Genomic DNA, 26,417 nt, shown 5'->3' on the forward strand with positions numbered 1-26,417 from the left:
GCTTTTTGCTGTGTTTTCTATGATGATAGTAAGCCTGCCTGCTTACGCGGAGCGCTTGCCTGATTTCTTGGCAAAAATTCAGCCTTCTGAAATTTTTCCTGGTGCTGATCGCTACGGCAAACCTGAAGGTAAGCCTTTGGTTGCTCGTGTATATAAAGGCGAAGAGCAGCTTGGTCTGGTTTATATCACGACTGACGTGGTTAATACGCGCGGTTATTCGAGTAAGCCGATTGATACGATGATCGCATTGGCCAATGATGGCACTATTGCGGGAGCAAAATTGGTTGAGCACCATGAACCAATTATGCTGATCGGTATTCCGCAATCCCGAGTCGATAAATTCATTGATAAATATATTGGCTTAAATTTTATTAAAAATCCTCCGCAGCCTGGCGTGGCTCCCGCGGATATCATCAGTGGTGCGACTGTAACGTTGATGGTGATTAACGACAGTATTCAGCGTTCTGTCAAATCGGTTATTCATCAATATCATTTGGGTACTGATAAAGCGACTCAAGCCGGTGCTGCTACCGCTTCTGGTGAGCAGGCTGCAAATGAGCCTGCGGTTCAAACCCGTCCCCGTCGTGCTGTGAATCCTGATAAACAAGACATTCAGTCTTGGAATGCGTTGTTAGAACAAAAAGCTGTTGGTCATCTGCATATTTCTGTTGATGATATCAACAAATTATTTGAAAAAGGCGGTAAAGCCGGTGTTGCAGATCATGCAGAGCAGGGTGATGGTAACGATACATTCGTTGATTTATATGTCGCTTTGGTCAGCCAACCTTCTATCGGTAAAAGCCTTTTAGGTGAGGCAGGTTGGAATAATCTGCAAAAACGTTTGCAACCAGGTCAACAGGCAATTATGGTTGCCGGTGAAGGCCGATACTCTTGGAAGGGCTCAGGCTATGTGCGTGGCGGTATCTTTGACCGTATCGAAATGATTCAGGGCGATACCAGCTTCCGTTTTACCGATGCACAACATGAGCGTGTGGTTGCTTTGGCAGCGGAAGGTGCGCCTGCATTTAAAGAGGTTTCTTGGTTTACTATCCCTGAAGGTGTGGAATTTGATGCTGCCGAGCCATGGCGTTTACAACTGATGATTCAACGTGTGTTGAGCGTTAACGATAAAGCTTTCGTAACTGCAGATTTGGATTACGAATTGCCAAAAGGCTACTATGTCGATGATCCAAAAGCACCACCTGTTGAAATCAGCGCGCCGGTTGAGCAAGTTGCGGCTGTAGCTTCAGCTTCTGAAAGTACGGGTATTGCCGAAGATGCGACTGCCGGTGATGATGGTGTTTCCAACCAACTTTGGAAACAGGTTTGGAAAGCTAAACAAGGCCAAATTATTGTTGTCGGTATTGCTTTGACAATTCTCCTGTTGGTATTCCTATTCCAAGACTGGATTGTACGTTACGAAAAATGGTATGACCGTTTCCGCCTATGCTTCTTGACATTTACCTTGGTTTATATTGGTTGGTATGCGCAAGCACAATTATCGGTTGTCAATACGCTGACCTTGTTCTCCGCAATTTTGACTGAGTTCCACTGGGAATTTTTCCTGATGGATCCGCTGGTGTTCATTCTGTGGCTCTTTACAGCGGCGACCATGCTGTTGTGGAACAGGGGTACGTTCTGCGGCTGGCTGTGTCCTTTCGGTTCATTGCAGGAGTTGACCAATCGCGTTGCTAAAAAACTGGGCGTAAAACAAATTACTGTGCCACATTTGTTGCATACGCGCCTGACAGCCATTAAATACGTTATCTTCTTCGGTTTGCTGGCTATTTCCCTGTACGATTTGGGTACTGCTGAAAAATTTGCAGAAGTTGAACCTTTCAAAACCGCAATTATTCTGAAGTTTATGCGCGAATGGTGGTTTGTATTGTTTGCTGCAGCTTTGCTGATTGCCGGTTTGTTTATCGAACGTTTCTTCTGTCGTTATCTGTGTCCTTTGGGTGCGGGTATCGCATTGCCGGGTCGCTTCCGTGTGTTTGACTGGCTGCGCCGCTATAAAATGTGTGGCAACCCTTGTCAGATTTGTACACATGAATGTCCGGTTCAGGCCATTGCACCAGAAGGCGATATTCATCCGAACGAATGTATCCAATGCCTGCATTGCCAGGTAATGTATCACCACGATACACGTTGTCCTCAAGTAGTGGCAACGAATAAGAAAAAACAAAAACAAGCGGCGGCAAAATCTGAGCAGCACGATGCGGCAGCAACGAAAAATGCTCAAGAACAAGTTGTTCAGTTTGTTAAAAAAGAATCGGCAATTAGTGTTGATAAGTAGTTATTTATAAAAAAAAGAGGGCTGTATCGGCAGCCCGACTTAGAAATTTTTTCATCGGTAGGCCGTCTGAAAAAAATCGGCCGCCGGATTTTATCCAAGGAGTGTCGTATGTCAGACGAAAAATTAGAACAAAACGGCTTAAGCCGTCGTTCATTCTTAGGTACTGCCGCTGCTTCCGGTGCAGGTATTGCCGGTGCCGGTTTGTTGGGCTTGGCCGGTTGCTCTAACGGTGAGGGTGACAAAGCTGCCGCTTCTGGCGCAGCTCCTGCTGAAAAAGCAGCTGCTCATTCTGCCGAGCCGGGCAAAATGACTTCCGAAGTGGGTCCAGGTGAACTTGACCAATACTACGGTTTCCTCTCAGGCGGTCAATCAGGCGAAATGCGCTTGATCGGTTTGCCGTCTATGCGCGAACTGATGCGTATCCCTGTATTCAATATGGACAGCGCTACCGGTTGGGGTCGTACCAATGAGAGCTTGAAAGTCCTTAACGGAAATATTACCGAAGAAACCCGTAAATTCTTACAAGACAGCGGTTTGCGTTGCTACCCTAACGGCGACTTGCACCACCCACACTTGTCTTTCACCGACCAAACTTACGATGGCCGTTATGCTTACGCCAACGATAAAGCAAACACCCGTGTTTGCCGTATCCGCTTGGATGTGATGAAAACCGATAAAATCATTGATATTCCTAATGCTTCAGGTATCCACGGCCTGCGTCCGCAACGTTATCCGAAAACCGGTTACGTTTTTGCCAACGGCGAGCATATCGTTCCTGTTGACGGCGTAGGCAAATGGGATGATCCTAAAACTTGGAATGCCGTTTATACCGCAATTGACGGCGAAACCATGGAGATCGCATGGCAAGTTTTGGTAGACGGTAACTTGGACAACGGCGATGCCGACTACCAAGGTAAATACTCTTTCTCTACCTGCTATAACTCTGAGCGCGCTCTGACTGTACAAGGTGCTTCTTCTAACGAGCAAGACTGGTGTGTAGTATTTAACCTGGCTGCTATCGAAGAAGGCATCAAAAAAGGCGACTTCAAAGAAGTTAACGGCGTGAAAATGTTGGACGGCCGTGCAGAAGCCAACTCTCCATACACCCGCTACATCCCTGTGCCTAACTCTCCTCACGGCTGTAACGCAAGCCCTGACGGCAAATACATCATGCTCAACGGTAAACTGTCTCCAACCGTTACCGTATTGGATGTCAGCAAACTGGACGATTTGTTTGCAGGCAAAATCAAAGAGCGCGATGTTGTCGTAGCTGAGCCTCAACTGGGTCTTGGCCCTTTACACACTGCATTTGACGGTCGCGGCAATGCTTATACAACATTGTTTATCGACAGCCAAATGGTGAAATGGAACATCGACGATGCGATTAAAGCCTACAAAGGCGAGAAAATCGATCCGATCAAACAAAAACTGGACGTTCACTATCAACCTGGTCACAACCACACTACCATGGGCGAAACCAAAGAAGCCGACGGTAAATGGTTGGTGTCTTTGAACAAATTCTCCAAAGACCGCTTCCTGAACGCAGGTCCTCTGAAACCTGAGTGTGACCAATTGATCGACATCTCCGGCGATGAAATGCGTCTGGTTCACGACAACCCGACTTTTGCAGAACCGCACGACTTCTGTCTGGTTTCCGCTTCCAAAGTGAACCCAAGCAAAACTTGGGACCGCAAAGACCCATGGTTTTGGAAAGATGCTTTGGAACAAGCGCAAAAAGACGGCGTTGAGTTGGAAAAAGCCGCTAAAGTCGTACGCGAAGGCAACAAAGTACGCGTGTACATGACTGCCGTTGCGCCTGCATTCAGTATCCCTCAATTTGAAGTGAACCAAGGCGACGAAGTGACCGTATACGTGACCAACGTTGAGACTATTGAGGACTTGACTCACGGCTTCACTTTGGAAGGCTACGGTATCGCTATGGAGATTAGCCCGCAAGCGACATCTTCTGTAACCTTCAAAGCAGTCCGTCCAGGCGTACACTGGTACTACTGCCAATGGTTCTGCCACGCATTGCACATGGAAATGTCAGGCCAAATGATTGTTAAACCAAAATAATTTTGGTTTGATGATTTAATCCTTTAGGCCGTCTGAAAAGACATTCTTTCAGACGGCCTTTATAGCAAAGCTGTTTGTCAGTCAATATGTCAATGAAATATAAACCATCATCAGACAGCTTTGCTATAACATCAAAATACCTGTTTCTGCATATGTTTATCATGTAGGAAACAGGCCGTCTGAAATTGAGATATGATTATGACGCATACACCATCCCATCGTTCCAAATGGCAACGTGCCGCATTCGTATTGCTGTTGGGCAGTATGGTTCAGACGGCCTTTGCCGCAGTCATCAACGTATCCGCACAAGACAATCTCAATGATGCTTTAGCGCGCGCCCAAGCCGGCGATACGCTCAAGCTTGCCTCCGGTACATACAAGACCAAACTTTATATCGACAAACCGATTACCATTGAAGGCCCGGCCGACCGCTCCGCCAAGATTATTGGCGACAGGAGCGGGCGTACCATTGCCGTTCATGCACCTGACGTGACCCTGCGTAATCTGACTGTTTCCAATTCAGGCTTGAGCCTGCCGGCCATGGATGCAGGGATTTATCTTGAGGAAACGGCTCCGCGTGCATTGATTGAACACAATAATGTCTTGGACAACTCTGTCGGCGTGTACATCCATGGAGCGGCAGAATCGATGGTGCGCGAAAATAAGATTGTCGGGGAAGCTACATTGCGCGTGAATGAGCGCGGTAATGGCGTAACGGTTTGGAATGCGCCGGGTGCGCAAGTAGTCGACAACGATATTTCCAAAGGCCGTGACGGTATTTTCTCCAATACCAGTACAAACAATACCTATAAAGGCAATCGTTTCAGCGATTTGCGTTTTGCAGTACATTATATGTACACCAACGACAGCGAGGTTAGCAACAACATCTCCGTTGGCAACAATATGGGCTATGTGTTGATGTTCTCAGAGCGTCTTAAAGTGTATGGCAATATCGCCGTGGGCAGCCGTGACCAAGGTATCATGCTCAATTACGTCAACTATTCCGATATTAACGACAATATTATCAACAAAGCCGGTAAATGCGTATTCGCCTATAACGCCAACTTCAATAAAATTTTTGACAACCATTTTGAAAACTGTCAAATCGGTATTCACTTTACCGCGGCCATTGAAGGCACAAGCCTGTTCAATAATTCGTTTATCAACAACGAAAGCCAAGTCAAATACGTCAGCACCCGTTTCCTTGATTGGGGAGAGGGCGGACGAGGCAATTATTGGAGCGACAACAGCGCATTCGATCTTGATGGCGATGGTTTTGGCGACAACGCCTATCGACCGAACGGCATCATCGATCAAATCATTTGGCGCGCTCCCGTGTCCCGTTTGCTGATGAACAGTCCTGCCGTCAGTATTGTCAAATGGGCGCAATCACAGTTCCCCGCTATTTTGCCGGGCGGCGTCATCGACAGTAAGCCATTGATGAAACCGATCAGCAACAAAACAAGTACCAAATACGAAGCCATGAAGGATGAGCTGTTGCACGAAGCCAATACGCGCCAATCCAATTGGAGTAATGCCGAAAACGGATCTTTGAATTAAACATGTTTTCAGACGGCCTTTTGAATGAGGCCGTCTGAAACGGCACAAAGGAATTATTCATGACCAACCACGTCGAATTAAGAAACGTGACCAAACAATTCGGCAGTCAAAAAGCCGTCAACCAAGTCGATTTAGTCCTCAAAGCAGGCGAAAGCGTCGGCATGGCAGGGCATAACGGTGCAGGCAAATCCACCATCATGAAGCTGATACTCGGCCTGATTACACCGACCGAAGGCGAAGTCATGTTGCTGGGCGAGCGTACCGGCAGCAAGACAGGCGCACTGCTTCGCAGCCAAATCGGCTACCTGCCTGAAACCGTCGCGCTTCATCCTTCATTGACCGGCATTGAAACCATGGATTTCTATGCCAAGCTGAAAAAACAGCCCTTGAGTAAAAACCGTGAGTTGTTGGAACGCGTCGGTATTTCTCAAGCGGCACGCCGCCGTGTCGGCACTTACTCCAAAGGTATGCGCCAGCGTCTCGCTTTGGCACAAGCCTTGTTGGGCGAGCCTAAAGTCTTATTGTTTGACGAACCGACCACTGGCCTTGACCCGGCTTCACGCCAAATGTTTTATGAAGTCGTGCGCGAACTGAATGGCCGCGGTGCAACCGTATTGCTCAGCACGCACGCGCTTGCCGAACTCGATGGCCACGCCGACCGCATTATCGTCATGAAAAACGGCGTGAAAGTTGCCGATGGCAGCATGGATGAGCTGCATGTCCAAAGTGGTTTGCCGTTGACCGTCAATGTCCGATTGAAAGAAGCGCGTCAGTTGAGCGAGCGTTGGCAGCCGCTTTCAGACGGCCTGTCGTATAAAGCGCAATGTAAAGCCGAAGAGCGTATGGGACTTTTGAGCGAATTGGGCGATTTGGGCAACCTTGCCTATATCGATATCCATACCCCGACACTTGACGATATGTACGCACAATTCTTAAAAAGGGAAGACGTATGAACCCCGTTTGGATTATTACCGGCAAAGAAGTCCGCGACAGCCTGCGCAACCGCTGGGTACTCGCCGCCTCCGTCCTGCTCGCCGCCCTCGCCCTCTCATTGGGCTTCCTCGGCAGCTCGCCCACAGGCTCGGTTAAAGTCGATCCGTTGACCGTTACCGTTGTCAGCCTCTCCAGCCTGTCCATCTTCCTGATCCCGCTCATCGCCATGCTCCTCTCCTACGATTCCCTCATCGGCGAAATCGAACGCGGCACTATGGCGCTGCTGTTGAGCTACCCCGTTTCCCGCAACCAAATCCTTGCCGGAAAATTCATCGGACACCTCATCATCCTCGCCCTTGCCACCACCGCAGGCTACGGAATCGCTGGCATCACGCTCCAACTCGCCAACGGCAGCTTCGACATCGCCGCATGGAAACCCTTCGCCCTCCTGATTGCCGCCAGCGTCATTTTGGGCGCGGCATTCCTGTCCATGGGCTACCTCATCAGCGCGAAAGTGAAAGAACGCGGCACCGCCGCCGGTATCGCCATCGGCGTATGGCTGTTTTTTGTGGTGATTTTCGATATGGCGCTTTTGGGTATTTTGGTTGCCGATACTGAACAAGTCATTACCGCACCTGTTGTAGAAACCATTCTCTTGTTCAATCCTTCCGACATTTACCGTCTGCTCAACCTGACCGGTTATGAAAACACCGCCATGTACGCAGGTATGGCCGGTTTGAGCGATCAAATCAGCCTGACTATGCCGGTTTTGCTGACGGCGCAGGTATTATGGGTTATCATTCCCTTGGTCTTAGCCGCCTGGATTTTCGGAAAGAGACAAATATGAGAAAAATATTATTTACAGCATTCACCATCCTTGCTTTATCTGCTTGTAGCAAACAGGAAAATACTCCTCCGCCTGCACCCCAACAAATCAGCGACAGCGCAGTCGGTCATTACTGCAGCATGAATTTGACCGAACACAACGGTCCTAAAGCGCAAATCTTCTTGAACGGCAAACCTGACAAACCGGTTTGGTTTTCCACCATCAAGCAGATGTTCGGCTACACCAAGCTGCCTGAAGAGCCTAAAGGCATTAATGCCATCTATGTTACCGATATGGGCAAAGTCAAAGATTGGGAAAAACCCAATGCCGACGCCGAATGGATAGATGCGAAAAAAGCCTATTACGTTATCGAAAGCAGCTTTATCGGCGGCATGGGTGCGGAAGACGCGCTTCCGTTTGCCGACAAGGCTCAGGCTGAAAAATTCGCCAAAGAAAAAGGCGGCAGAGTAGTCGGTTTTGCAGAGATGCCCGACGAATACATTTTTAAATAAAACAATCAATAAAAGGCCGTCTGAAACAGTTTCAGACGGCCTTTGTGTTGGAAGCTGCCGATTGATGATTTAATGAATGCGGCTTTCAATATAAAGATAAAAATCTAAGGAATACTTTATGTCCACCCCTTTAACGCGCCGCCGTTTCCTTACCATCGCCGCCACACTTGCCGCTGGTGTCGGTATTCCCTTTGCCATTAGCCGCAAAACTAATCAGCCGACTCATTCGGCTAGCCCGAATCAAGAAGAGCAGCCAGTTATTTGGAGAGGCATTGCATTGGGTTCGGGTGCAGAGTTGCGTTTGTTCGGCGTTGAGCGCAAGCAGGCGGAAATATTGGTCAACAAAGTATTGGCGGAAGTTTCACGATTGGAAAAAATCTTCAGCCTGTATCGGGATGACAGCCTGATCAGCCGTTTAAACCGAGAAGGCCGTCTGAAAAATCCGCCATCCGATTTTTTGCAGCTGCTCAGCATCAGTCGAGATATTCATCAGCTGACACAGGGTGCATTTGATCCCAGCATTCAGCCTTTGTGGAATCTGTATGCTGACCATTTCAGGCGAAACCCCAAAACCGAAACGCTACCATCCGCACGCAGTATCAAAGACACGCTCAAATTAGTGGATTTCAACAAAGTCGATTTTGATACCAAAGAAATCCGTTTTGCCCAAAAAGGCATGGGCTTGTCGCTCAACGGCATTGCGCAGGGTTATATCACTGATAAAGTAGTCGAATTATTAAAGCAGCAAGGCGTTACCCAAGCATTGATTGATATGGGGGAGATTTACGGCTTTGATAATGCCAACCAGCGCGAGTGGAATGTCAGCATTCGCAATCCTGACCAAGAAGACCAAATCCTGACCACCATTGCCATGAAAAACCAAGCCTTTGCCACATCGGGCGGCTATGGCACGGTAATGGACGAAGCTGCCAAATTTACCCATCTTTTTGATCCGCGTACAGGCGGAAGCCAACCGCGTTATAAAAGCATGAGCGTCATGGCGGAGAGTGCGGCGGTTGCCGATGCCTTTTCTACAGCGTTCTCCATTATGGATGAGGCGGCCATCCGTACTGCGGCTCAAGTTAAAAAGGCACAGGTTTGGCTGGTGATGCCGAATAATAAATTGAAAAAGATTGGAAGTTGAGGAGAAGGGCGGCCTTGCCTGCGATTTTGACTATGTGTATAGGGCAGGGAAGGCTTGATTGCTGAAAAAATGGAAGATAAAAAAGAAGGGCTGCCCAAGGGGGCAACCCTGAAACTCTTGCAGCTGGGAGTAATTAGCAAGAGATTACGACACTTAAAACAAAAATTCACTCATTTCAAAGCACGAAGCTTTAATATCTAAGCAATACGGTATTTCGACCGCTCAAACCCCTTCGATACGGAGAAACACAACATACTATAGGAAAATCCGACAAAGTGGTTTGAAGCAATTCAGATGAACGGTCTGTAATGCAGATAACCGGATGTCTTTAGATGAACGGTATAATATCAGGATAAGCGGAACATTACTAGTGAATATTATAAAAAAGTAGAATAATTCATTTAGTGATTGATTATATTGAATAAAAACATGATTCCTTATTGAACTTTTTTAAAACATATTGATTTGGTTTAAAAAGGGAATTGTGTAAGTATTTGGCGTTAATCAAAAAACTTGTTTCAAGCTTTGGGAATAGATAATCAATAGAAAAAGGCCGTCTGAATGTTCAGACGGCCTTTTTCAAAAAGTTACTTATTTGGTTGCAGAAGCAGTAGAAGCAGCTTCGGCTTGAGCACCTGCAGCTGCGTTTTCACCCCATGCAGCAGGATATTTGTAACCGGCAAAGCGTTTTTGTGAGTAGGCTTTGAACTCGTCAGAGTTGTAGGCTTCGGCTACATCTTTCAGCCATTGGCTGTCTTTGTCGGCAGTGCGGACGGCAGACCAGTTAACGTAGGCAAAGCTTGGCTCTTGGAACAGGGCTTCAGTCAGTTTCATGCCGCTGCTCATGGCGTAGTTGCCGTTAACGATGGCAAAGTCAACGTCGGCACGGCTGCGTGGCAGTTGGGCGGCTTCAAGCTCTACGATTTGGATGTTTTTCGGATTTTCGGCAATATCGTTTTTAGAAGCAGTCAGCGGATTAACGTCGGCTTTCAGTTTAATCCAGCCCAATTCGTTCAACATAACCAATGCACGGGCAAAGTTAGATGGGTCGTTAGGTGCAGAAACGCTGACACCGTCTTTCACTTCGTCCAAAGATTTCAGTTTGCCAGGGTATAGGCCCAAAGGTGCGGTCGGTACTTGGAAGGCTTCAACGATGTCCAGTTTGTGTTCTTTTTTGAAGTCGTCCAGATAAGGTTTGTGTTGGAAGATGTTGATGTCCAATTCGCCTTCAGCCAAAGCAAGGTTGGGGCGCACATAGTCGGTGAACTCGATTAGTTTGACTTTATAGCCTTTTTTCTCCAAAGCCGGTTGGATTTGGTCTTTTACCATATCGCCGAAGTCGCCGACGGTTGTACCGAAGACGATTTCTTTTTTCTCTGTGCCGTTGTCGGCAGAGGAAGCGGCAGAAGCAGCAGGCGTGCTGTCTTTTTGACCGCCGCAGGCAGCCAGTACGATGGCCAGCGTAGCGGCTGAAAGGGTTTTGAAGAATGTGTTGATTTGCATATTTTGCTCCTGATGGATGATAAAGCGGTTTCAGACGGCCTCAAGCTGCCGCCGTCAAAATAAAGAGGGATTGTAAATCTATTTTGGAAATATGAGGATGTTTTTTGTAAATTTATTTGGAATATATATCCTAATATGTTCTAAATAGATAATAGGCCGTCTGAAAAATAGTAAGTCCATTTCAGACGGCCTGGTTTGTTTAACGTTTATCCAGTTTGCGTGCCAATCTGTTGCCGATACCTTGAATCAGGATAACGAGTAAAACCAGGATGGCGACGATGAAGATGATGACTTCCATTTGATAGCGGTAGTAGCCGTAACGGATGGCAAGGTCGCCCAAACCGCCGCCGCCAATCATACCTGCTGCCGCGCTGTACGACAGAAGGCCGATAGCCAGTACGGTAATGCTGGAAACCATACCTGCACGCGCCTCATTTAAAAGCACTTTACAGATGATGCTCATGGTCGAAGCACCCATTGCGGAGGCCGCTTCAATCACGCCTCTGGGCACTTCGCGCAGGTTTTGCTCGACCAGACGGGTGAAGTAGAACAGGCCGGATACGCTCAATACCAATGAGGCGGCAACCGGGCCGATGGTCGTGCCGATGATGGCGCGTGTAACAGGAATCATGGCAATCATCAGGATGACGAAAGGGAATGCGCGCATCAGGTTGACCAGATTGTCCAAAAATAAATTCAGCTGTTTATTATAGTGCAACTGATGACTTGATGTCACAAACAGCAATACGCCCAAAATCGTACCGAAGATAACGGCGAAAGTAGTCGATAGACCGACCATAATAAAGGTTTCGCCCAAGGCTTGGATAATTTCGCCCTTCATGCTGACGATGGTCTCAACAGCACTTTCAAATGTTAAATCTGCCATATTTAGTCCTCTCGAATCAGCTCTTGCCCGATTTCGGATTGGGCATGGATTTGGTTGCCGTGTACTTCAACGATTTCCAGCAGACGGCCTTTGTCCAAGAGGGCGGCACGGTCACACAGGCGGCGGATAACGCTCATTTCGTGGGTAACGATGACGATGGTTACGTTGAAACGTCGGTTGATGTCTTCCAAACACTTCAAAACGCTGCGCGTAGTGGCGGGGTCGAGGGCGGAAGTGGGTTCGTCGGCGAGGATGACTTGAGGTTGCGGCGCCAGCGCGCGGGCAATGCCGACACGTTGTTTTTGACCGCCGGAAAGTTGGGACGGGTAATGGTTGGCACGGTCTTGCAAGTCGACGATTTCCAAACATTCTTCAACACGCGCTTGGATTTTTTTAGACGGCCATTTGGCAATTTCTAAAGGAAAAGCGACGTTTTCGGCAACGGTACGGTTGCTCAACAGGTTGAACTGTTGGAATACCATGCCGATATTTTGTCGGGCGTGGCGCAGTTGCGTGGCGTTGAGCGCGGTCAGTTCTTGACCGCACACGCTGACGGTACCTGTATCCGGACGTTCCAATAAGTTAATCAGGCGCAACAGGGTGGATTTGCCTGCGCCGGAGTAGCCCATCAGGCCAAAGATTTCACCCTGTTTGATTTCGAGGCTGGTCGGCTTGACGGCGACAAAATCCTTTTTGTCGCGTGTTTGATAGTGTTTGGAGACGTGATCCAGAATAATCATGGTTTATCCGTGTTTTCTTTAATTCGTGTGGCCATCAGGGTGTGCAGACGGCGGTTGTCGGCGCGTGCAACAGTAAATTGCAGGCTGCCGATGATGACTTTTTCGCCGCGTACGGGCAGATGCCCCAACTCTTGAATGACCAGGCCGCCGATGGTGTCGGCTTCTTCGCTGCTGTATTCCGTACCGAAGAAGGTGTTGATGTCTTCGATTTCGGTAGCCGCGTGGATGCGCCAGCGTTCGGAAGAAACGGCATGGATGTTGTCGGCGCTGTCGTCTTCGTCAAACTCGTCTTCGATTTCGCCAACGATTTGCTCGATGATGTCTTCAAAGGTGACCAAGCCGGATGTGCCGCCGTATTCGTCGATGACAATCGCCATGTGGTTACGCTGTTCGCGGAACTCTTTTAAAAGGGCGGTCAAAGATTTGCCTTCGGGAACGAAAACGGCAGGGCGCAAGACGGATTGCAGGTGGAACTGTTCGGGGTTGAACATATATTTGAGTAGGTCTTTGGCGTGCAAAATACCCAAAACTTCGTCTTTGTCTTCACCGATGACAGGGAAACGCGAATGGGCGGTTTCGATGACGTAGGCCGTGATGCGCTCGATGCTGTCGTTCTCTTTCAATACGTTCATGCGGCTGCGCGTAATCATCGCATCGCGCACTTCCAGCTCGGCAAAGTCCAATACTTTTTCCAGCCGGGTCAGTGTCTCGGCGTCAAAAACTTCCTGCTCGTGTGCTTGGCGCAGCAGGGTCAATACGTCTTCGGCGGAGTCGGGCTCGCCGGCAAGTCGGGAGATTAGGCGTTCGAAAAATTTGGGTTTCGACTGCGTACCGTCCATTTTAATATTCGTCCTCTTGGTAGGGGTTGGGGAAGCCTGCCGCCAGCATCAGGCGGATTTCTTCGGCTTCCATTATTTCGGTTTCATCGTCTTCGATGTGGTCGTGGCCCATCAGGTGTAAAGTACCGTGTATGGTCAGGTGGGCAAAATGCTGCTCGGGTGTTTTGCCTTGTTCGGCGGCTTCTTTCAAAACCACTTGCGGACAAATCACCAAATCGCCATACAGGCCGTCTGAAAACTGGTCGGGCAGGATTTCGCCTTCGTTGAGCGCGAAACTCAAGACATTGGTGGCGTAATCTTTGCCGCGGTAGTCGCGGTTGTAGTCGCGGGCTTCTTCTTCGTCCAGAAGAATCAGGCTGATGTCTGCGCGGCGGTATTCGTTTTTTAAGGCAGACCACGCCCAGCGGTAAAAATCGCGTTCGCTCGGAAGGTTGGCGGCGGAAGAAGCGTTTTCAAAGTTTAGATGAAAACGTTGCCGCTGTAAGGATAAAAAAGGATATTGTTTGGCGCGTTTCATGTTGTCCGGAAAATTGGGTTTTTAGGCGTAAATATAACATATTCACCCTCATGCCGTCTGAAAAACCGCCCAAAAAAAGTGTATCACAACACCACCAAACCATTAGTGGATTACTACCAAGCAGAAGCCAAAGCGGGCAACACCCAATATTTCCGCTTAGACGGCACGCAAAAAGTAGAAGATGTCAGCAAAGCATTAGATAAAATCTTAGCATAATTCCTCATCGCAACAAAAAAAGCCATTCTATTTCAGAATGGCTTTTTTATTATGCTCCGATTAACTCGGAATTAACAGTTTATTACCATTGGTAAAACGCACCGGCACCCACACCGTAGTTACCACGACTGTTGGTAGAAACGCTGGCTTTAAACACCCAGTTTTCATTAGGGGTAACACCGGACACACCAAGAGAAACCGCAGATTGACCACCATAGAAACCGGTACCCACGCCCACACCGATAGCACCGGCTTTGGTGGATTGAGGAACAGAAGCGTGAGCAATCGCACTCGCAACACCGCCTCTCAAGTCTTTATTTAAGAGGTTTACATTGCCACGCAATTCATTGATGGAATCGTTATTATCCGCTAATTGAGTGTTAATCGCCGCAATATTATTCGCGTTAGTCTGAATGTTAGCTGTGTTAGCCGCAATATTAGCCGTATTAGCCGTAATCTTACCCGTGTTAGCAGCAATATTAGCTGTATTAGTCGCAATATTACCCGTGTTAGCAGCAATATTAGCTGTATTAGTCGCAATATTACCCGTGTTAGTCGCAATATTGGTTTTGTTGGTTGCGATATCGGCTTTATTAGTTGCAATATCGGTTTTGTTTTTCTCAACTTTACCGTCTAAAGATTTCAATTGAGCCACGTTCACTGCATCAGTATCTTTTGTACCCGCAGCAACGCTGGTGATTTGACGGGTGATATTGTTGTCAACGTCACCAACAGAAACCGCAGCATGTGAAGCTTTCCAAGCTGCACTTGTCTCAGTTGTAGCAGCTTGAGTTGATGGATCATATCCTACAGCCTCTTTATTAACAGTTGCTTTAGAGTATGAACCTAATGCAACGCCATTTTCTACATCAGCGCCTGAATATGCCCCGACAGATACAGTAAAATTTTTAGTTGCTCCAGTACCCGCTGTAGATGCCAAACCAATACCTACAGCCCCTACACCTGTAGCTTTAGCATTTGAACCTACAGCAACAGAATAAGCGCCTGTTGCTTGGGTGGATACCCCAACAGCAGTTGTAGCTAGCCCTGTAGCATTAGCTTGATTACCAAGAGCCGAAGCATTAGCTCCATCAGCTTTAGCACCATAACCGTATGCACTCGCACCGTTTCCTTTTGCAACGGTGTCTGTACCTACTGTTGTCGCACCGCCAATAGCAGGGCTAGTGTTTCCATCATTAGCCTTAGCATTGCGACCAACAGCGACATCCTTTGAAATACCAACTGTAGCTTCTTCAGTGCCATCACTAACACGAATAAAATTATCTGCTGCATTAGCAATCGTAGAAACACCCAATGCAGAAAGAAGTACGACCGCTGCCGTAGATAATTTCATGCTTGTATTTTTATTTAACTTACTTACATTTTTCATAATAGGTACCATAAAGTTAAAAAATAGACTAGTTATCATCAATGATAAGAAATACACCCTTGCACTTCGCTTAAGATTTTAGCATAAAAATTAAACTTTTTTACTCCATTTGATATTTTATGCATATTAAATTTATGCTTCTCATTGCAATTAAAAGAAGTAAAAATGGCACAAAAAGAAGACAGTCTTTTCAATAGCGCTCATTTTCAGAATTATGATAGACTTCATGCCGTTTTCCATCTTTCAGGCAACCATTATGAACCCGAAAAAACTCGTTATCGCCAGTCGCGAAAGCCTGCTTGCCATGTGGCAGGCAAAACATATCCAAGGCCGTCTGAAAGCCCTATATCCCGATTGCGAAGTCGAGATTTTGGGCATGACCACGCGCGGCGACCAGATTTTGGACAGAACTTTGTCAAAAGTCGGTGGTAAAGGCTTGTTTGTCAAAGAGTTGGAACAGGCTTTGTATGACGGCCGGGCCGACTTGGCTGTGCATTCGATTAAAGACGTGCCGATGGATTTGCCTGAAGGTTTCGCGCTTGCAGCCATCGGCGAACGCGCCAATCCGTTTGACGCGTTTGTGTCCAACCAATACGCGCGATTGGAAGAAATGCCCAAAGGTGCCATCGTCGGCACATCCAGCCTGCGCCGTGAAGCCCAATTGCGTGTACGCTATCCGCATTTGGTTATCAAACCTTTGCGCGGCAATGTGCAAACCCGTTTGTCCAAACTCGATAACGGCGAATACGACGCGATTATCTTGGCTGCCGCCGGTTTGCAGCGTCTGGAATTGGACGAACGCATCCGCATGATTTTGTCGGAATCCGACAGCCTGCCTGCCGCCGGACAAGGCGCATTGGGTATTGAAATTGCAGCGCATCGCGAAGATTTGTACGAAGTCTTAAAGCCTTTGAACCACGATACCACGCACGCCTGCGTTACTGCCGAACGCGCTTTGGCGCGCGCTCTGGGCGGAAGCTGCCAAGTGCCGCTGGCCGCATATTGCACTGAAGAAAACGGCTTGCTGACCTTGCGCGGCTTGGTTGGTCATCCTGACGGTTCGGTCATTTTGCAGGCGGACGCGCAAGCCCCTGCCGAATACGCCGATGCTTTGGGTCGTGCAGTCGCCAAAAAACTGGCAGATGATGGTGCGGAAGAATTGATTGCCGCCGTATTGCAAGAACAGACTTAAAACAGCATAGATAATTTAAAAAGGCCGTCTGAAACTTTCAGACGGCCTTTGTTTTATTGATGCTTAAGGATTCATAATCCGCGCAATCAAAGCTTTTTCTTTGCCCTGCATATTGGGGATTTTGACTTGAATGCCGTTGCCTGGTGCCACATCGACAGGCTGGCCTTTGCGGGTCATTTGTTCCAATTTGATGGTTTGGTTGCCGCTTGGGTGGATGATTTCGAGTGAATCGCCGACGGCAAAGCGGTTTTTGACTTCGATTGTTGCCCAGCCGTTTTCATCGATTTCGGTAACGTGGCCGACATATTGGCTTTGTTTGGCAATCGAATGACCACTGAGGTAGTTTTGGTAATCCTGAGTTTGGTGGCGCTCGAGGAAGCCGCTGGTGTAGCCACGGTTGGCAAGGCCTTCGAGTTCGCTCAGTAAACCGTAGTCGAACGGACGGCCTGCGACGGCATCATCAATCGCTTTGCGGTAGGACTGGGCGACGCGGGCAACGTAGTAGAGCGACTTGGTGCGGCCTTCGACTTTGAGGCTGTCCACGCCGATTTTGGCGAGTTTTTCAACAACTTCGATACCGCGCAGGTCTTTGGAATTCATGATGTAGGTGCCGTGTTCGTCTTCCATAATCGGCATCATTTCGCCGGGGCGGTTGGACTCTTCAATCAGGAAGACTTTGTCGGCGTAGGGATGGCGTTTCTGACCGTTGATGCCTTCGAAGTTTTGGTTGGCTTCTTCTTGGGCTTTTTCAAAGTTGAAACCTTGCAGAAGCTGGGCGTCGCCCGCATCGCTTTCAGTGGCGTTGTGGACTTTGTAATCCCAACGGCAGGAGTTGGTGCAGGTGCCTTGGTTGGGGTCGCGGTGGTTGAAATAGCCTGACAACAGGCAACGGCCGGAGTAGGCGATGCACAATGCGCCGTGGATGAAGACTTCGAGCTCGATGTCGGGACATTCTTGGCGGATTTCGGCGATTTCTTCCATGCTCAATTCGCGCGACAGAATAATGCGTTCGACGCCGATGTTCTGCCAGAATTTCACGCCCCAATAGTTGGTGGTGTTAGCCTGTACGGACAGGTGAATCGGCATTTCCGGCCATTTTTCGCGCACGGTCATAATCAAACCCGGATCCGCCATAATCAGCGCGTCGGGTTTCATGGCAATCAAGGGCTCCATATCGGAAACAAAGGTTTTGAGTTTGGAGTTGTGCGGCAGCGTATTGACGGTCAGGAAGAATTTTTTGTTGCGCTCGTGCGCTTCTTTAATGCCTTGCTCGAGGACGTCGAGTTTGGCAAATTCGTTGTTGCGGGCACGCAGTGAGTAACGCGGGCTGCCGGCGTAAACGGCATCTGCGCCGTAATCGTAGGCGGCGCGCATACGTTCGAGGCCGCCTGCAGGCAATAAGAGTTCAGGTGCTTTCATGTTTTATGCTTTTTAAAATGTTTTCAGACGGCCCTCAAGGGAAGAGGGAAGGCCGTCTGAAAGATGTTTGAAGAATGGGCGGATTATCCGCTGTTTTTGTGTTTCGGTCAATTTTGTGTCGGGTTTGCGCTTTGTTTTTTATACGGAAAATGTCTTATATGATGAAAGGTGAAAAGGGGCTTTAATTCATTGGAAATGTAAAAAAAGCAGGGTTGGGTGGAATAATTTAACAAAAAACCGTTCAAGCAATGTATTTTCTTGTAAAATATCAAGCTTCATTTTAAAAAATATTCGGATTAGTTACCGATTTTGACCGACGGAAGGGTTATGGATTTTCGTTTTGACATTATTTATGAATACCGCTGGATGTTTTTATACGGCGTATTGACGACGCTGGGGCTGACGGTGGTTGCAACAGCAGGCGGTTCGATTTTGGGTTTGCTGCTGGCATTGGCACGTTTGATTAATCCGGAAAAAGCCGGTGTGCCGATGCGTGCCTTGGCTTGGGTGTTGCGTAAGATTTCTTTTTGGTATGTTACGCTGTTTCGCGGTACGCCATTGTTTGTACAAATTGTGATTTGGGCTTATGTTTGGTTCCCATTTTTCGTTCATCCGGCCGACGGTGTATTGATTAGCGGCGAAGCCGCCATTGATTTGCGCCGTTCTTATGGTGCGTTGATTGCCGGTTCTTTGGCGTTGATTGCGAACTCGGGTGCGTATATTTGTGAAATTTTCCGTGCCGGTATTCAGTCGATTGATAAAGGCCAAATGGAAGCTGCGCGTTCTTTGGGTCTGACCTATACTCAGGCGATGCGTTATGTGATTTTGCCGCAAGCTTTGCGCCGTATGTTGCCGCCATTGGCCAGTGAGTTTATTACGTTGTTGAAAGACAGCTCATTGCTTTCCGTCATCGGCGTGGCAGAGTTGGCTTATGTACAAAGCACGATTACCGGCCGCTATTCTGTCTATGAAGAGCCGCTTTATACAATCGCGCTGATTTATTTGGTGCTGACAAGCTTTTTGGGTTGGGTATTCCTGCGATTGGAAAGCCGTTACAATCCGCAACACCGCTAATCGGTTTGAATCAAAAAAAGGAAGACTTGAAAAAGTCTTCCTTTTTTATTTACCGTCAATGTTTCAGACGGCCTTGAATCAGAATGCTTCGCCGACTTTGATACCGCCTGAGATGTCTTTTGGCGTTGCCAGTTTGGCAGTTGCCTGTTGGGCAGCTTGGAATTCTTCGGTTGCCATGATGTCGGCAGCTTCTTGTACAGTCAATGTGTTGGCCATGTATTGCCAACGTGCTGCCAAATCGGCGTTTGCCGGTGCGTGGAAACCGTCTCGCAATTCATCTACCAAATCGGGACGGTTGCATACCAGTACAATATCGCAGCCTGCTTCAAAAGAAAGGCGTGCGCGTTCTTTAATACCGCCGACACCGCATGCACCTTCCATGGTCAGGTCGTCTGAAAAGATAACGCCGTTAAATCCGATTTCTTGGCGCAGGATTTGTTTCAGCCATTTTTCGGAGAAACCGGCAGGTTGGTTGTCGGTTTGCGGGTACACGACGTGGGCAGGCATCACTGCCGCCATGCCAGCTTGGCTCAATGCGCGGAAGGGGATAAGGTCAGCAGCTTCTAGCGCTTCGCGGCTGCGTTCGTCACAAGGCAGGACGTGATGGCTGTCGCCTTCGACAAAGCCGTGGCCGGGGAAGTGTTTGCCGCAAGATTTCATGCCGCCTTTGTTCAGTCCTTTTTGCAGGGCAAGGGCAAGCTGGGTAACGATGTTGGCGTCGCGGTGGAAACTGCGGTTGCCGATGACGGCGCATTGCCCCCAGTCCAAATCCAAAACAGGCGTGAAGGATAGGTCGATACCGCAGGCGGAGAGTTCGGTTGCTAAAACCCAGCCGACTTGTTCTGCTTGGGCGCAGGCGGCTTCTTTGCCTTCGTTGTCCCAAATTTCGCCCAATACGTTCATGGCCGGCAGGCGGGTGAAGCCGTCAATAAAACGTTGAACCCGTCCGCCTTCGTGGTCGACGGCGATGATGAGTTCAGGTGTACGGACGGCTTTGATTTCTTGAACCAAAGCTTTGAGCTGGGAAACGTTTTCAAAGTTGCGGCGGAACAAAATAACGCCACCGACGGCAGGGTCGAGCAGGCGTTGTTTTTCTTCTTCGGTCAGATGATAGGCGGCAACATCGGCCATGACTGGGCCGCGTGGAAGATGAGGCGTATTCATTGTTTTGTCCTGAATAATGTATATATTGGATAATCGTTATGTTCAGACGGCCTGAGAGTGTAGGAATATCTCAGGCCGTCTGAATATTGGTTTTGAATTAGGCAGTTGCTTTTTTCTTGTCTTTCAAGATAAAAATCAATATAACCATCACGATGCCGGTTACCACAAAACCTAAAGGTGCAGAGCCGGTCATGCCCAGTGCGAGGTAGCCTGAGGCGGCAGACGCGGCTACGGTCAGCGCGTAAGGGAATTGCGAGGTAACGTGGTCGATGTGGTTACAGTGTGCGCCTGTAGAAGAGAGGATGGTGGTGTCGGAAATCGGCGAGCAGTGGTCGCCAAATACGGCACCAGCCATTACGGCAGACATGCAAGGGATAATCAGCGATGGTTCGACTTTGACGGCCATGGCGGCGGCAATCGGCAACATGATGCCGAATGTACCCCAGCTTGTGCCGGTAGCGAAGGCCATCACGCCTGCAAGCATAAACAAAATCACGGGTAGGAAGCCTGCGTGGATATTGCCTGCCACTAAAGTGGAGAGGTATTCACCGGTGTGCATCTCGCTGACAACGGTGCTGATAATCCATGCCAAAATCAAGATGGTAATGGCTCCGCGCATAGAGATGATGCCCTGCCAAATGGCTTTAGGATAATCGCTGGTTTTGATGGTGCCGATGGTGCAGAGGATGACGGCCAATACGCCGCAAGTACCGCCAAACACGAGGGAAGTGTTCACATCGGTATTTTCAAATGCGCTGAGCAAAGAGAAGGTCTCAGAAGCTTGTGCGCCAGTGTAAATCATGGCGGAAACAGTGGTGATGATCAGTACCAAAACCGGCACAATCAGTGCAAATACACGGCCGTTGGGATGGCCTGTTTCAACGGTTTCATCATGAATTTCATTCAAAGCGGCACGTTCCAAACGAGCCATAGAGCCGATGTCAAAGGAGAACCAGGCAACGACAAACACCATAATCAATGCGAAGACGGCGTAGTAATTCATCAGGCTCATGGCCACGAATGCGCCCATTGGTGTGTAGTCTGTGATGTTGTAAGTCACCAAAAGGCCGGCCAAAGTAGCGATAATCGATGCCCCCCAGCTGGATACCGGCATCAAAACGCACATCGGCGCGGCAGTGGAGTCTAGGATATAAGCCAGTTTGGCGCGGGAAACTTTGAATTTGTCGGTTACAGGGCGGGCAATTGCACCGACGGCAAGACTGTGGAAATAGTCGTCAATAAAGGTAACGAATACCAGACAGGCAGTCAGCAGCTTCGCACCGCGACGGCCTTTGATGTGTTGTTTTGCCCAATCGGCAAAGGCTTGGTTGCTGCCGGAATGCGTCAGCAGGGAAGTGAAAATACCCAAAAGCACCAAAAAGAGCAGGATTTTGGGTTTGCCCAAAGACCAATTGCCATCCGCCCACGTTAGGCTGACAGCCATGTCTTTTAAGTGAACCAAAGCATCGAGTGGATTACCGCCTACCAGCAGGAAGGAGCCGACGATAATGCCGACACCCAGGGACAGCAACACACGGCGTGTGGCAATGGCCAGGGCGAGCGCAATGGCTGCCGGGACGATAGATAAAATAGAATTTGAATAATTAATGAGTTGCATAATTATATTGTATATAAGCGGTGAAATATTTTCAGACGGCCTAAATTGGAAGGCGGATAACAAAATACCCACCGCCTTTGACAGATGGGTATTTTATCATCTAACACATCATCATGCCGTCTGAAAAATCGGACTACTGCAGATTTAGTGCGAGGAACAAAGTATTGCCATCGCGTTGTACCAAAAGCGGTACGTTTTTGCCTGAGCTTTCCAATGCGCTACGGAAAGTGGATTCGTCATTGACGCTGATTTGGCTGACGGCAATGATTTCGTCGCCGCGTTTGAGGCCGGCACGTTCGGCCGCTCCGCTAACGCGCAGAACGATTAAGCGTTGTTTGCCGTCTGCGTTTTCAACCTGCAGGGTAACGCCTGCGTTTTCAACGGTAAATCCGTCATGGCTGCCTTCATGTTGTGGGTGTTCGGCTTCTTTTGCAGAAGTTTCCGTTTGCTCGGCTGCGCTGCCAAGTTTGACTTTGACATCGGTTTGTTTGCCGCCGCGCCAAATGCTCAAAGTCACTTCTTTGCCCGGCATAATCGAGCCGACCATAACAGGCAAATCGCTGGAAGCGCGGACTTCTTCGCCGTTAACTTTGCGCACGATGTCGCCAACCTGCAAACCGGCTTGTTGTGCTGCGCTGTTCGGCATGATTTTGGCAATCAGTGCGCCACTTGCTTTGTCCAAACCGAAAGATTTGGCCAAATCATAAGAAACTTCTTGAATAACCACGCCTAATTGACCGCGTTGGACTTTGCCGTTGGCTTTTAATTGTTCGGCCACATTCATGGCAACATCAATCGGAATGGCAAATGAAATGCCCATGAAACCGCCGCTGCGGCTGTAAATTTGCGAATTGATGCCGACTACTTGGCCGCGGAGGTTGAATAATGGGCCGCCTGAGTTACCGGGGTTGATGGCAACGTCGGTTTGGATAAACGGCGTGTAGTTTTCATTCGGCAGGCTGCGGCCTTTTGCGGAGACGATGCCGGAGGTTACGCTGTTGTCAAAGCCGAAAGGCGCGCCGATGGCGGCTACCCATTCGCCCGGTTTCAAATCTTTCGGATTGCCGATTTTGACAACCGGCAAGTCTTCTTGCGGCTCAATTTTTAAGAGGGCAACGTCGGATTGGGCATCTGAGCCGACCAGTTTGGCTGTGTATTCGCGTTTGTCGTTGAGCAGGACTTTGATATTGCCCATGCCGGCAACCACGTGGGTATTGGTCAGGATATAGCCGTCTTTGCTGATGATGAAGCCGGAACCGAAATTCAAAGCGTCGCTTTCAGTATCTTCCTGCGGCATGTCGGGCATATTGGGAACAAGGCGCTTGAAGAACTCGTAAAATGGATCGTTGTCGGGGAATTGACTCAGGTCCATGCTGTGGTCGTCATCCGGTGTCGCAGTGCGTTTTGCCGGTGTCGCTTGAATATTGACGACTGCCTGTCCTTCGTTTTGCACCAGTTGGGCGAAGTCGGGCAGCAACATACCGACTTTTCCGTCATCGGTATTGGTTTCTATGCGTTGGACGAGTTCTTTGTTTTCGTCTTTACCGAAAAAGGTGCTGACTTTGTCGCAACCTGAAAGAAGGGAAGCTGAGAGGACAGCAAGAGCCAGATATGTGTTTGTTTTAATGTTCACGAAAGTTCCTTTTGCCGGTGCCTATCGTATTGTCGGTATGCGTTTGAGCCGGCAGGTAGTTTTATTGTTTGAATGCTGTTTAAATGTATAAGGTAGGATTTTTACACTTTAACGATTTTTTTTCAAGCATTTCATTTTAAATGAAAAAATGATAATTGGGATTTTATTGTTTTAAGGCCGTCTGAAAACTTTGGGATATGACCTATCGGTCGGTTTGCTTCTTTCAGACGGCCTTTAAATTGTGGTCAGTCGTGTTGATCCAAATGGTAGATCTGCGCTACGGCATCGATTAATTCGCTGTTGTCCGAGCCGGCTTTATTGAGCGTGCGTGTCGGAGAGTGGAGCAGTTTGTTGGTCAACTGGATGGAGAGGCGTTCGAGGACATCCTCGGCAGATACGCCTTTTGCCAGTTGCTTCATGGCATTTTCCAATACTTGGCGGCGCGCACGTTCGCCTTCGTCGCGCAAGGCGCGGATAAGCGGAACGCTTTGACGGTTTTTCTGCAGGCGGATAAATTCGCTGACTTTTTCTTCCACCATGCTTTCAGCCGCCGCCGCTGCTTTTTTGCGCGCATCTTTACCGCTTTGGACAATGTCCATCATGTCGTCTACGGTATAGAGATATGCGTCTTCCAATTCGCCGACTTCGGCTTCGATGTCGCGCGGAACGGCCAAATCCAGCAGGAAAACAGGCATGTTGTGGCGTTTTTTCAATGCGCGCTCAACCATGCCTTTGCCGACGAGGGGAAGTTGGCTGGCGGTGGAAGAAACGACCACGTCGTAATCGTGAAGAATATCGGGCAATTCATTCAACAGGCAGGCTTCGGCGTTGACGCCGAGTTTGTCGCACAATTCCTGCGCGCGCTGGTGTGTACGGTTGGCAACGGTAATGAGCTTGGGATTTTTGGCGGCAAAATAAGTGGCCACCAGTTCAATCATTTCGCCTGCGCCAATAAAGAGAACGTTCAGATCGGAAATGGAAGGGAAGATTTGCTCTGCCATTTTGACCGATGCAGAAGCCATGGAGACGGAGTTTTCGCCGACAGCAGTGTCGGTACGCACTTCTTTGGCAACGGCAAAGGTTTTTTGAAACAGGGCGTTTAAATGGGTGTTGATGCTTTCCTGTTCTTGCGCAACGCGGACGGCATCTTTGATTTGACCGAGAATTTGCGGTTCGCCCAAGACCATAGAATCTAAACCGCAGGCGACGCGGAAGGCATGGCGGACGGTTTCATTGTTATCCAAGGTATAGAGGTAAGGGCGGATTTCTTCGGCAGGCAGGTCGTGATATTGCGCCAACCAGTCGATGATTTTTTCGGTTTCACCGACGCAGTAGAGCTCGGTGCGGTTGCAGGTAGAAAGAATGACTGCTTCTTCCGCCGCCTCACTGCGCGCGAGGTTGGACACGGCATCCGGCAGATTTGCAGCTGCAAATGCCAGTTTTTCGCGTATGCTCAAGGGCGCGGTTTGGTGATTGAGTCCGACGACGGTAAGTTGCATGGTTATGGTATGACTGGGTAGTGTGTGTGGTGGGTATTATAGCTTAAGTGGGCTTTAAAATGAATGTGTTGGGGATGAAGATACAATGAGGTTTACCATCGAGAAGGCCGTCTGAAAAGATGAACTGGCCCCCAAATCTTGGACACTCATAAAAGCCTATTCAGGCGCTCTGTGTAAGCTGGGTTCTGTATGCGACAGGACTCAGCTTTTTCAATTTCAAACTGCAACGCTCGCGGTTGTAGTAATCCATATAGTCATCTATCTGTTTCATCAATTCGTCCACCGTCAATTCCCCTGCGTTATAGAAACACTCCGTCTTCAACACCGCAAAGAAACTCTCCATCGGCGCATTGTCCCAACAATTCGCCTTACGCGACATGCTTTGAATCATGGAATGCTCCGCAAGCAATTCCCTATACCCCGCCGTACGGTACAGCACACCTTGGTCGGAATGAAGCATCGTTCCTTTATCAGTCAGCCGGGGGGCGGCTTTTTCGAGCATTTCCTTCACCATGTCGCTGTTAGCATTGCGGCTCATGGCGTAGGCGACAATTTCGCGGTTGAACAGGTCCAAGATCGGCGAGAGGTACAGTTTGCCGTCCTTTCCTTTGAGTTCGGTCACGTCGGTCAACCATTTTTCGTTGGGCTTTTTGGCTGTGAACCGGCGTTTGAGGAGGTGTTCCGATATTGCGCCCATGGTGGGATGGCGGTAGGCTTTTTTCGCCCGTATTTTGGCTTTCAGCCCCAACTGCTTCATCAACCTCGCTGCTTTTTTGCGGTTCCAATCCAATGATGCGGCAATGCGCCTTTGTCCGTAGCGTCCTTTATGCCGCCGGTAGGTTTCGACGAGGAGGGCTTTGTCGGCTGCGTCGGGGTCGGGTCGGTCTTGGTGGTGGTAGTAAAAGCTGCTTTTGGGCAGGTTTGCGATGTGCAGCAGGTATTTGAGCGGGTGTTGCGCCCTCAGTGTTTGGACGGTTTGGCTTTGTTCTTTTCGGTCTGCTTTTGGCTGAGGGCTTTTAACTCCTTTAGATAGGCGACCTCTGCGCGCATATAGCACAACTCTTCGATAAGCTCTGCCTGTGTTTTTTCATGGTCGGGTTTGTCGGCGATGAAGGGGTTTTTGCGGTGGTCGTTCATGGTTTTGGATTGTGGATGTTCGAGTGCGCCGATGCCGCCTTCTTGATAGGCGGTTATCCATCGCCGCAGGTGGGTTCGGGAAATACCGTAATGATCTGCGGTACGCTGTTGGCTGCGTATGTGCAGGTAGTGGAGTACGGCTTGGTATTTGAAGTGTAATGTATATTTGCTCATAAAAAAACTGCACCTTGTGAGTTGGAGGGGGGATGTCCAACTTTTGGGGTGCAGTTCACTTTTCTTTAT

At 48.9% G+C, this 26,417-nt stretch carries 23 protein-coding genes; 10 read left to right on the plus strand and 13 right to left on the minus strand.

Translation table 11 applies throughout. The features are described 5' to 3' along the window. The first annotated feature begins 19 nt into the window (after positions 1–19). From ACTHSQ_RS02670 to ACTHSQ_RS02700, 7 genes are all read left to right on the plus strand, one after another. Positions 20–2,296, plus strand: coding sequence for a 4Fe-4S binding protein (locus ACTHSQ_RS02670; RefSeq protein WP_440371249.1), 2,277 nt, complete (start codon positions 20–22; stop codon positions 2,294–2,296). Between the two features lie 108 nt (positions 2,297–2,404). Continuing rightward, a complete protein-coding gene (gene nosZ / locus ACTHSQ_RS02675) occupies positions 2,405–4,372 on the plus strand; it encodes a TAT-dependent nitrous-oxide reductase (RefSeq protein ID WP_049350970.1) in 1,968 nt (655 codons plus the stop codon). 198 nt (positions 4,373–4,570) lie between these two features. Beyond that, positions 4,571–5,932: a nitrous oxide reductase family maturation protein NosD gene (locus ACTHSQ_RS02680; RefSeq protein ID WP_440371278.1), complete on the plus strand. Its 1,362-nt coding sequence runs from the start codon at positions 4,571–4,573 to the stop codon at positions 5,930–5,932. A gap of 59 nt (positions 5,933–5,991) precedes the next feature. Beyond that, positions 5,992–6,885 (plus strand): ATP-binding cassette domain-containing protein, encoded by an 894-nt coding sequence (locus tag ACTHSQ_RS02685; RefSeq protein ID WP_440371250.1) that lies wholly within the window; start codon positions 5,992–5,994, stop codon positions 6,883–6,885. Beyond that, a complete protein-coding gene (locus tag ACTHSQ_RS02690; RefSeq protein ID WP_070749332.1) occupies positions 6,882–7,712 on the plus strand; it encodes an ABC transporter permease in 831 nt (276 codons plus the stop codon). Before ACTHSQ_RS02685 ends, ACTHSQ_RS02690 begins: the two co-directional genes overlap by 4 nt. Beyond that, complete coding sequence (locus ACTHSQ_RS02695; protein WP_070749331.1) at positions 7,709–8,203, plus strand: nitrous oxide reductase accessory protein NosL; 495 nt, start codon at positions 7,709–7,711, stop codon at positions 8,201–8,203. The genes ACTHSQ_RS02690 and ACTHSQ_RS02695 overlap by 4 nt, the downstream gene beginning before the upstream one ends. Before the next feature lie 118 nt (positions 8,204–8,321). Further along, the gene (locus ACTHSQ_RS02700; protein ID WP_440371251.1) at positions 8,322–9,347 is read left to right on the plus strand and encodes an FAD:protein FMN transferase; all 1,026 of its coding nucleotides are present in this window, start codon (positions 8,322–8,324) and stop codon (positions 9,345–9,347) included. A gap of 591 nt (positions 9,348–9,938) precedes the next feature. Here the strand turns inward: ACTHSQ_RS02700 and ACTHSQ_RS02705 are convergent. The 5 genes from ACTHSQ_RS02705 to ybeY form a co-directional block, all read right to left on the minus strand. Further along, positions 9,939–10,850: a MetQ/NlpA family ABC transporter substrate-binding protein gene (locus ACTHSQ_RS02705; RefSeq protein ID WP_070632485.1), complete on the minus strand. Its 912-nt coding sequence runs from the start codon at positions 10,848–10,850 to the stop codon at positions 9,939–9,941. Between the two features lie 199 nt (positions 10,851–11,049). Next, positions 11,050–11,736, minus strand: coding sequence for a methionine ABC transporter permease (locus ACTHSQ_RS02710; RefSeq protein ID WP_440371252.1), 687 nt, complete (start codon positions 11,734–11,736; stop codon positions 11,050–11,052). Positions 11,737–11,738: 2 nt separating this feature from the next. Next, positions 11,739–12,476, minus strand: coding sequence for a methionine ABC transporter ATP-binding protein (locus tag ACTHSQ_RS02715; RefSeq protein WP_250599769.1), 738 nt, complete (start codon positions 12,474–12,476; stop codon positions 11,739–11,741). Next, positions 12,473–13,315 (minus strand): HlyC/CorC family transporter, encoded by an 843-nt coding sequence (locus tag ACTHSQ_RS02720; RefSeq protein ID WP_049329553.1) that lies wholly within the window; start codon positions 13,313–13,315, stop codon positions 12,473–12,475. Before ACTHSQ_RS02720 ends, ACTHSQ_RS02715 begins: the two co-directional genes overlap by 4 nt. Before the next feature lies 1 nt (position 13,316). Beyond that, a complete protein-coding gene (gene ybeY, locus ACTHSQ_RS02725) occupies positions 13,317–13,832 on the minus strand; it encodes an rRNA maturation RNase YbeY (RefSeq protein ID WP_308186498.1) in 516 nt (171 codons plus the stop codon). Positions 13,833–13,910: 78 nt separating this feature from the next. Between ybeY and ACTHSQ_RS02730 the strand changes: the two genes are divergently transcribed. Continuing rightward, on the plus strand, positions 13,911–14,048 hold the full coding sequence (locus ACTHSQ_RS02730) for a hypothetical protein (protein ID WP_003684388.1): 138 nt from the start codon (positions 13,911–13,913) through the stop codon (positions 14,046–14,048). An 82-nt stretch (positions 14,049–14,130) separates the two neighbouring features. Here the strand turns inward: ACTHSQ_RS02730 and ACTHSQ_RS02735 are convergent, their stop codons facing one another. Next, positions 14,131–15,438, minus strand: a complete 1,308-nt coding sequence (locus ACTHSQ_RS02735) for a YadA family autotransporter adhesin (protein WP_440371253.1) — start codon at positions 15,436–15,438, stop codon at positions 14,131–14,133. Between the two features lie 256 nt (positions 15,439–15,694). On the opposite strand from ACTHSQ_RS02735, the gene hemC reads away from it, so the two are divergent. Next, positions 15,695–16,630, plus strand: coding sequence for a hydroxymethylbilane synthase (hemC, locus tag ACTHSQ_RS02740; RefSeq protein ID WP_440371254.1), 936 nt, complete (start codon positions 15,695–15,697; stop codon positions 16,628–16,630). 63 nt (positions 16,631–16,693) lie between these two features. Here the strand turns inward: hemC and trhP are convergent, their stop codons facing one another. Then, entirely contained in the window at positions 16,694–18,049 is a 1,356-nt protein-coding gene (gene trhP, locus ACTHSQ_RS02745) for a prephenate-dependent tRNA uridine(34) hydroxylase TrhP (RefSeq protein ID WP_003684307.1), read from the minus strand. A gap of 327 nt (positions 18,050–18,376) precedes the next feature. Between trhP and ACTHSQ_RS02750 the strand changes: the two genes are divergently transcribed. Continuing rightward, a complete protein-coding gene (locus ACTHSQ_RS02750; RefSeq protein WP_003684370.1) occupies positions 18,377–19,123 on the plus strand; it encodes an amino acid ABC transporter permease in 747 nt (248 codons plus the stop codon). A gap of 78 nt (positions 19,124–19,201) precedes the next feature. On the opposite strand, the gene nagZ is transcribed toward ACTHSQ_RS02750, so the two are convergent. The 6 genes from nagZ to ACTHSQ_RS02780 all read right to left on the minus strand — a co-directional run bounded on the left by nagZ (position 19,202) and on the right by ACTHSQ_RS02780 (position 26,348). Next, positions 19,202–20,287 carry a beta-N-acetylhexosaminidase gene (nagZ, locus tag ACTHSQ_RS02755; protein ID WP_003684295.1) on the minus strand — a complete coding sequence of 362 codons (1,086 nt, stop codon included), beginning with the start codon at positions 20,285–20,287 and terminating at the stop codon, positions 19,202–19,204. Positions 20,288–20,384: 97 nt separating this feature from the next. Further along, positions 20,385–21,905, minus strand: a complete 1,521-nt coding sequence (locus ACTHSQ_RS02760) for a Na+/H+ antiporter NhaC family protein (protein WP_036472636.1) — start codon at positions 21,903–21,905, stop codon at positions 20,385–20,387. Positions 21,906–22,038: 133 nt separating this feature from the next. Beyond that, the gene (locus ACTHSQ_RS02765; protein WP_003684314.1) at positions 22,039–23,538 is read right to left on the minus strand and encodes a DegQ family serine endoprotease; all 1,500 of its coding nucleotides are present in this window, start codon (positions 23,536–23,538) and stop codon (positions 22,039–22,041) included. 245 nt (positions 23,539–23,783) lie between these two features. Then, complete coding sequence (gene hemA / locus ACTHSQ_RS02770; protein WP_003684306.1) at positions 23,784–25,037, minus strand: glutamyl-tRNA reductase; 1,254 nt, start codon at positions 25,035–25,037, stop codon at positions 23,784–23,786. 160 nt (positions 25,038–25,197) lie between these two features. Beyond that, positions 25,198–26,094: an IS3 family transposase gene (locus ACTHSQ_RS02775; RefSeq protein ID WP_440371255.1), complete on the minus strand. Its 897-nt coding sequence runs from the start codon at positions 26,092–26,094 to the stop codon at positions 25,198–25,200. Further along, complete coding sequence (locus ACTHSQ_RS02780; protein WP_440371256.1) at positions 25,998–26,348, minus strand: helix-turn-helix domain-containing protein; 351 nt, start codon at positions 26,346–26,348, stop codon at positions 25,998–26,000. Before ACTHSQ_RS02780 ends, ACTHSQ_RS02775 begins: the two co-directional genes overlap by 97 nt. Positions 26,349–26,417 lie beyond the last annotated feature (69 nt).

Source organism: Neisseria sp. P0009.S008, assembly GCF_051958615.1.
Classification (GTDB): domain Bacteria; phylum Pseudomonadota; class Gammaproteobacteria; order Burkholderiales; family Neisseriaceae; genus Neisseria; species Neisseria subflava.

What these genes read in the sequence shown, in the direction of transcription:
- ACTHSQ_RS02670 (WP_440371249.1), top strand. Translation starts at nt 20, where the DNA reads ATGATGATAGTAAGCCTGCCTGCTTACGCGGAGCGCTTGCCTGATTTC.
- nosZ (WP_049350970.1), top strand. Translation starts at nt 2,405, where the DNA reads ATGTCAGACGAAAAATTAGAACAAAACGGCTTAAGCCGTCGTTCATTC.
- ACTHSQ_RS02680 (WP_440371278.1), top strand. Translation starts at nt 4,571, where the DNA reads ATGACGCATACACCATCCCATCGTTCCAAATGGCAACGTGCCGCATTC.
- ACTHSQ_RS02685 (WP_440371250.1), top strand. Translation starts at nt 5,992, where the DNA reads ATGACCAACCACGTCGAATTAAGAAACGTGACCAAACAATTCGGCAGT.
- ACTHSQ_RS02690 (WP_070749332.1), top strand. Translation starts at nt 6,882, where the DNA reads ATGAACCCCGTTTGGATTATTACCGGCAAAGAAGTCCGCGACAGCCTG.
- ACTHSQ_RS02695 (WP_070749331.1), top strand. Translation starts at nt 7,709, where the DNA reads ATGAGAAAAATATTATTTACAGCATTCACCATCCTTGCTTTATCTGCT.
- ACTHSQ_RS02700 (WP_440371251.1), top strand. Translation starts at nt 8,322, where the DNA reads ATGTCCACCCCTTTAACGCGCCGCCGTTTCCTTACCATCGCCGCCACA.
- ACTHSQ_RS02705 (WP_070632485.1), bottom strand. Translation starts at nt 10,850, where the DNA reads ATGCAAATCAACACATTCTTCAAAACCCTTTCAGCCGCTACGCTGGCC.
- ACTHSQ_RS02710 (WP_440371252.1), bottom strand. Translation starts at nt 11,736, where the DNA reads ATGGCAGATTTAACATTTGAAAGTGCTGTTGAGACCATCGTCAGCATG.
- ACTHSQ_RS02715 (WP_250599769.1), bottom strand. Translation starts at nt 12,476, where the DNA reads ATGATTATTCTGGATCACGTCTCCAAACACTATCAAACACGCGACAAA.
- ACTHSQ_RS02720 (WP_049329553.1), bottom strand. Translation starts at nt 13,315, where the DNA reads ATGGACGGTACGCAGTCGAAACCCAAATTTTTCGAACGCCTAATCTCC.
- ybeY (WP_308186498.1), bottom strand. Translation starts at nt 13,832, where the DNA reads ATGAAACGCGCCAAACAATATCCTTTTTTATCCTTACAGCGGCAACGT.
- ACTHSQ_RS02735 (WP_440371253.1), bottom strand. Translation starts at nt 15,438, where the DNA reads ATGAAAAATGTAAGTAAGTTAAATAAAAATACAAGCATGAAATTATCT.
- hemC (WP_440371254.1), top strand. Translation starts at nt 15,695, where the DNA reads ATGAACCCGAAAAAACTCGTTATCGCCAGTCGCGAAAGCCTGCTTGCC.
- trhP (WP_003684307.1), bottom strand. Translation starts at nt 18,049, where the DNA reads ATGAAAGCACCTGAACTCTTATTGCCTGCAGGCGGCCTCGAACGTATG.
- ACTHSQ_RS02750 (WP_003684370.1), top strand. Translation starts at nt 18,377, where the DNA reads ATGGATTTTCGTTTTGACATTATTTATGAATACCGCTGGATGTTTTTA.
- nagZ (WP_003684295.1), bottom strand. Translation starts at nt 20,287, where the DNA reads ATGAATACGCCTCATCTTCCACGCGGCCCAGTCATGGCCGATGTTGCC.
- ACTHSQ_RS02760 (WP_036472636.1), bottom strand. Translation starts at nt 21,905, where the DNA reads ATGCAACTCATTAATTATTCAAATTCTATTTTATCTATCGTCCCGGCA.
- hemA (WP_003684306.1), bottom strand. Translation starts at nt 25,037, where the DNA reads ATGCAACTTACCGTCGTCGGACTCAATCACCAAACCGCGCCCTTGAGC.
- ACTHSQ_RS02780 (WP_440371256.1), bottom strand. Translation starts at nt 26,348, where the DNA reads ATGAGCAAATATACATTACACTTCAAATACCAAGCCGTACTCCACTAC.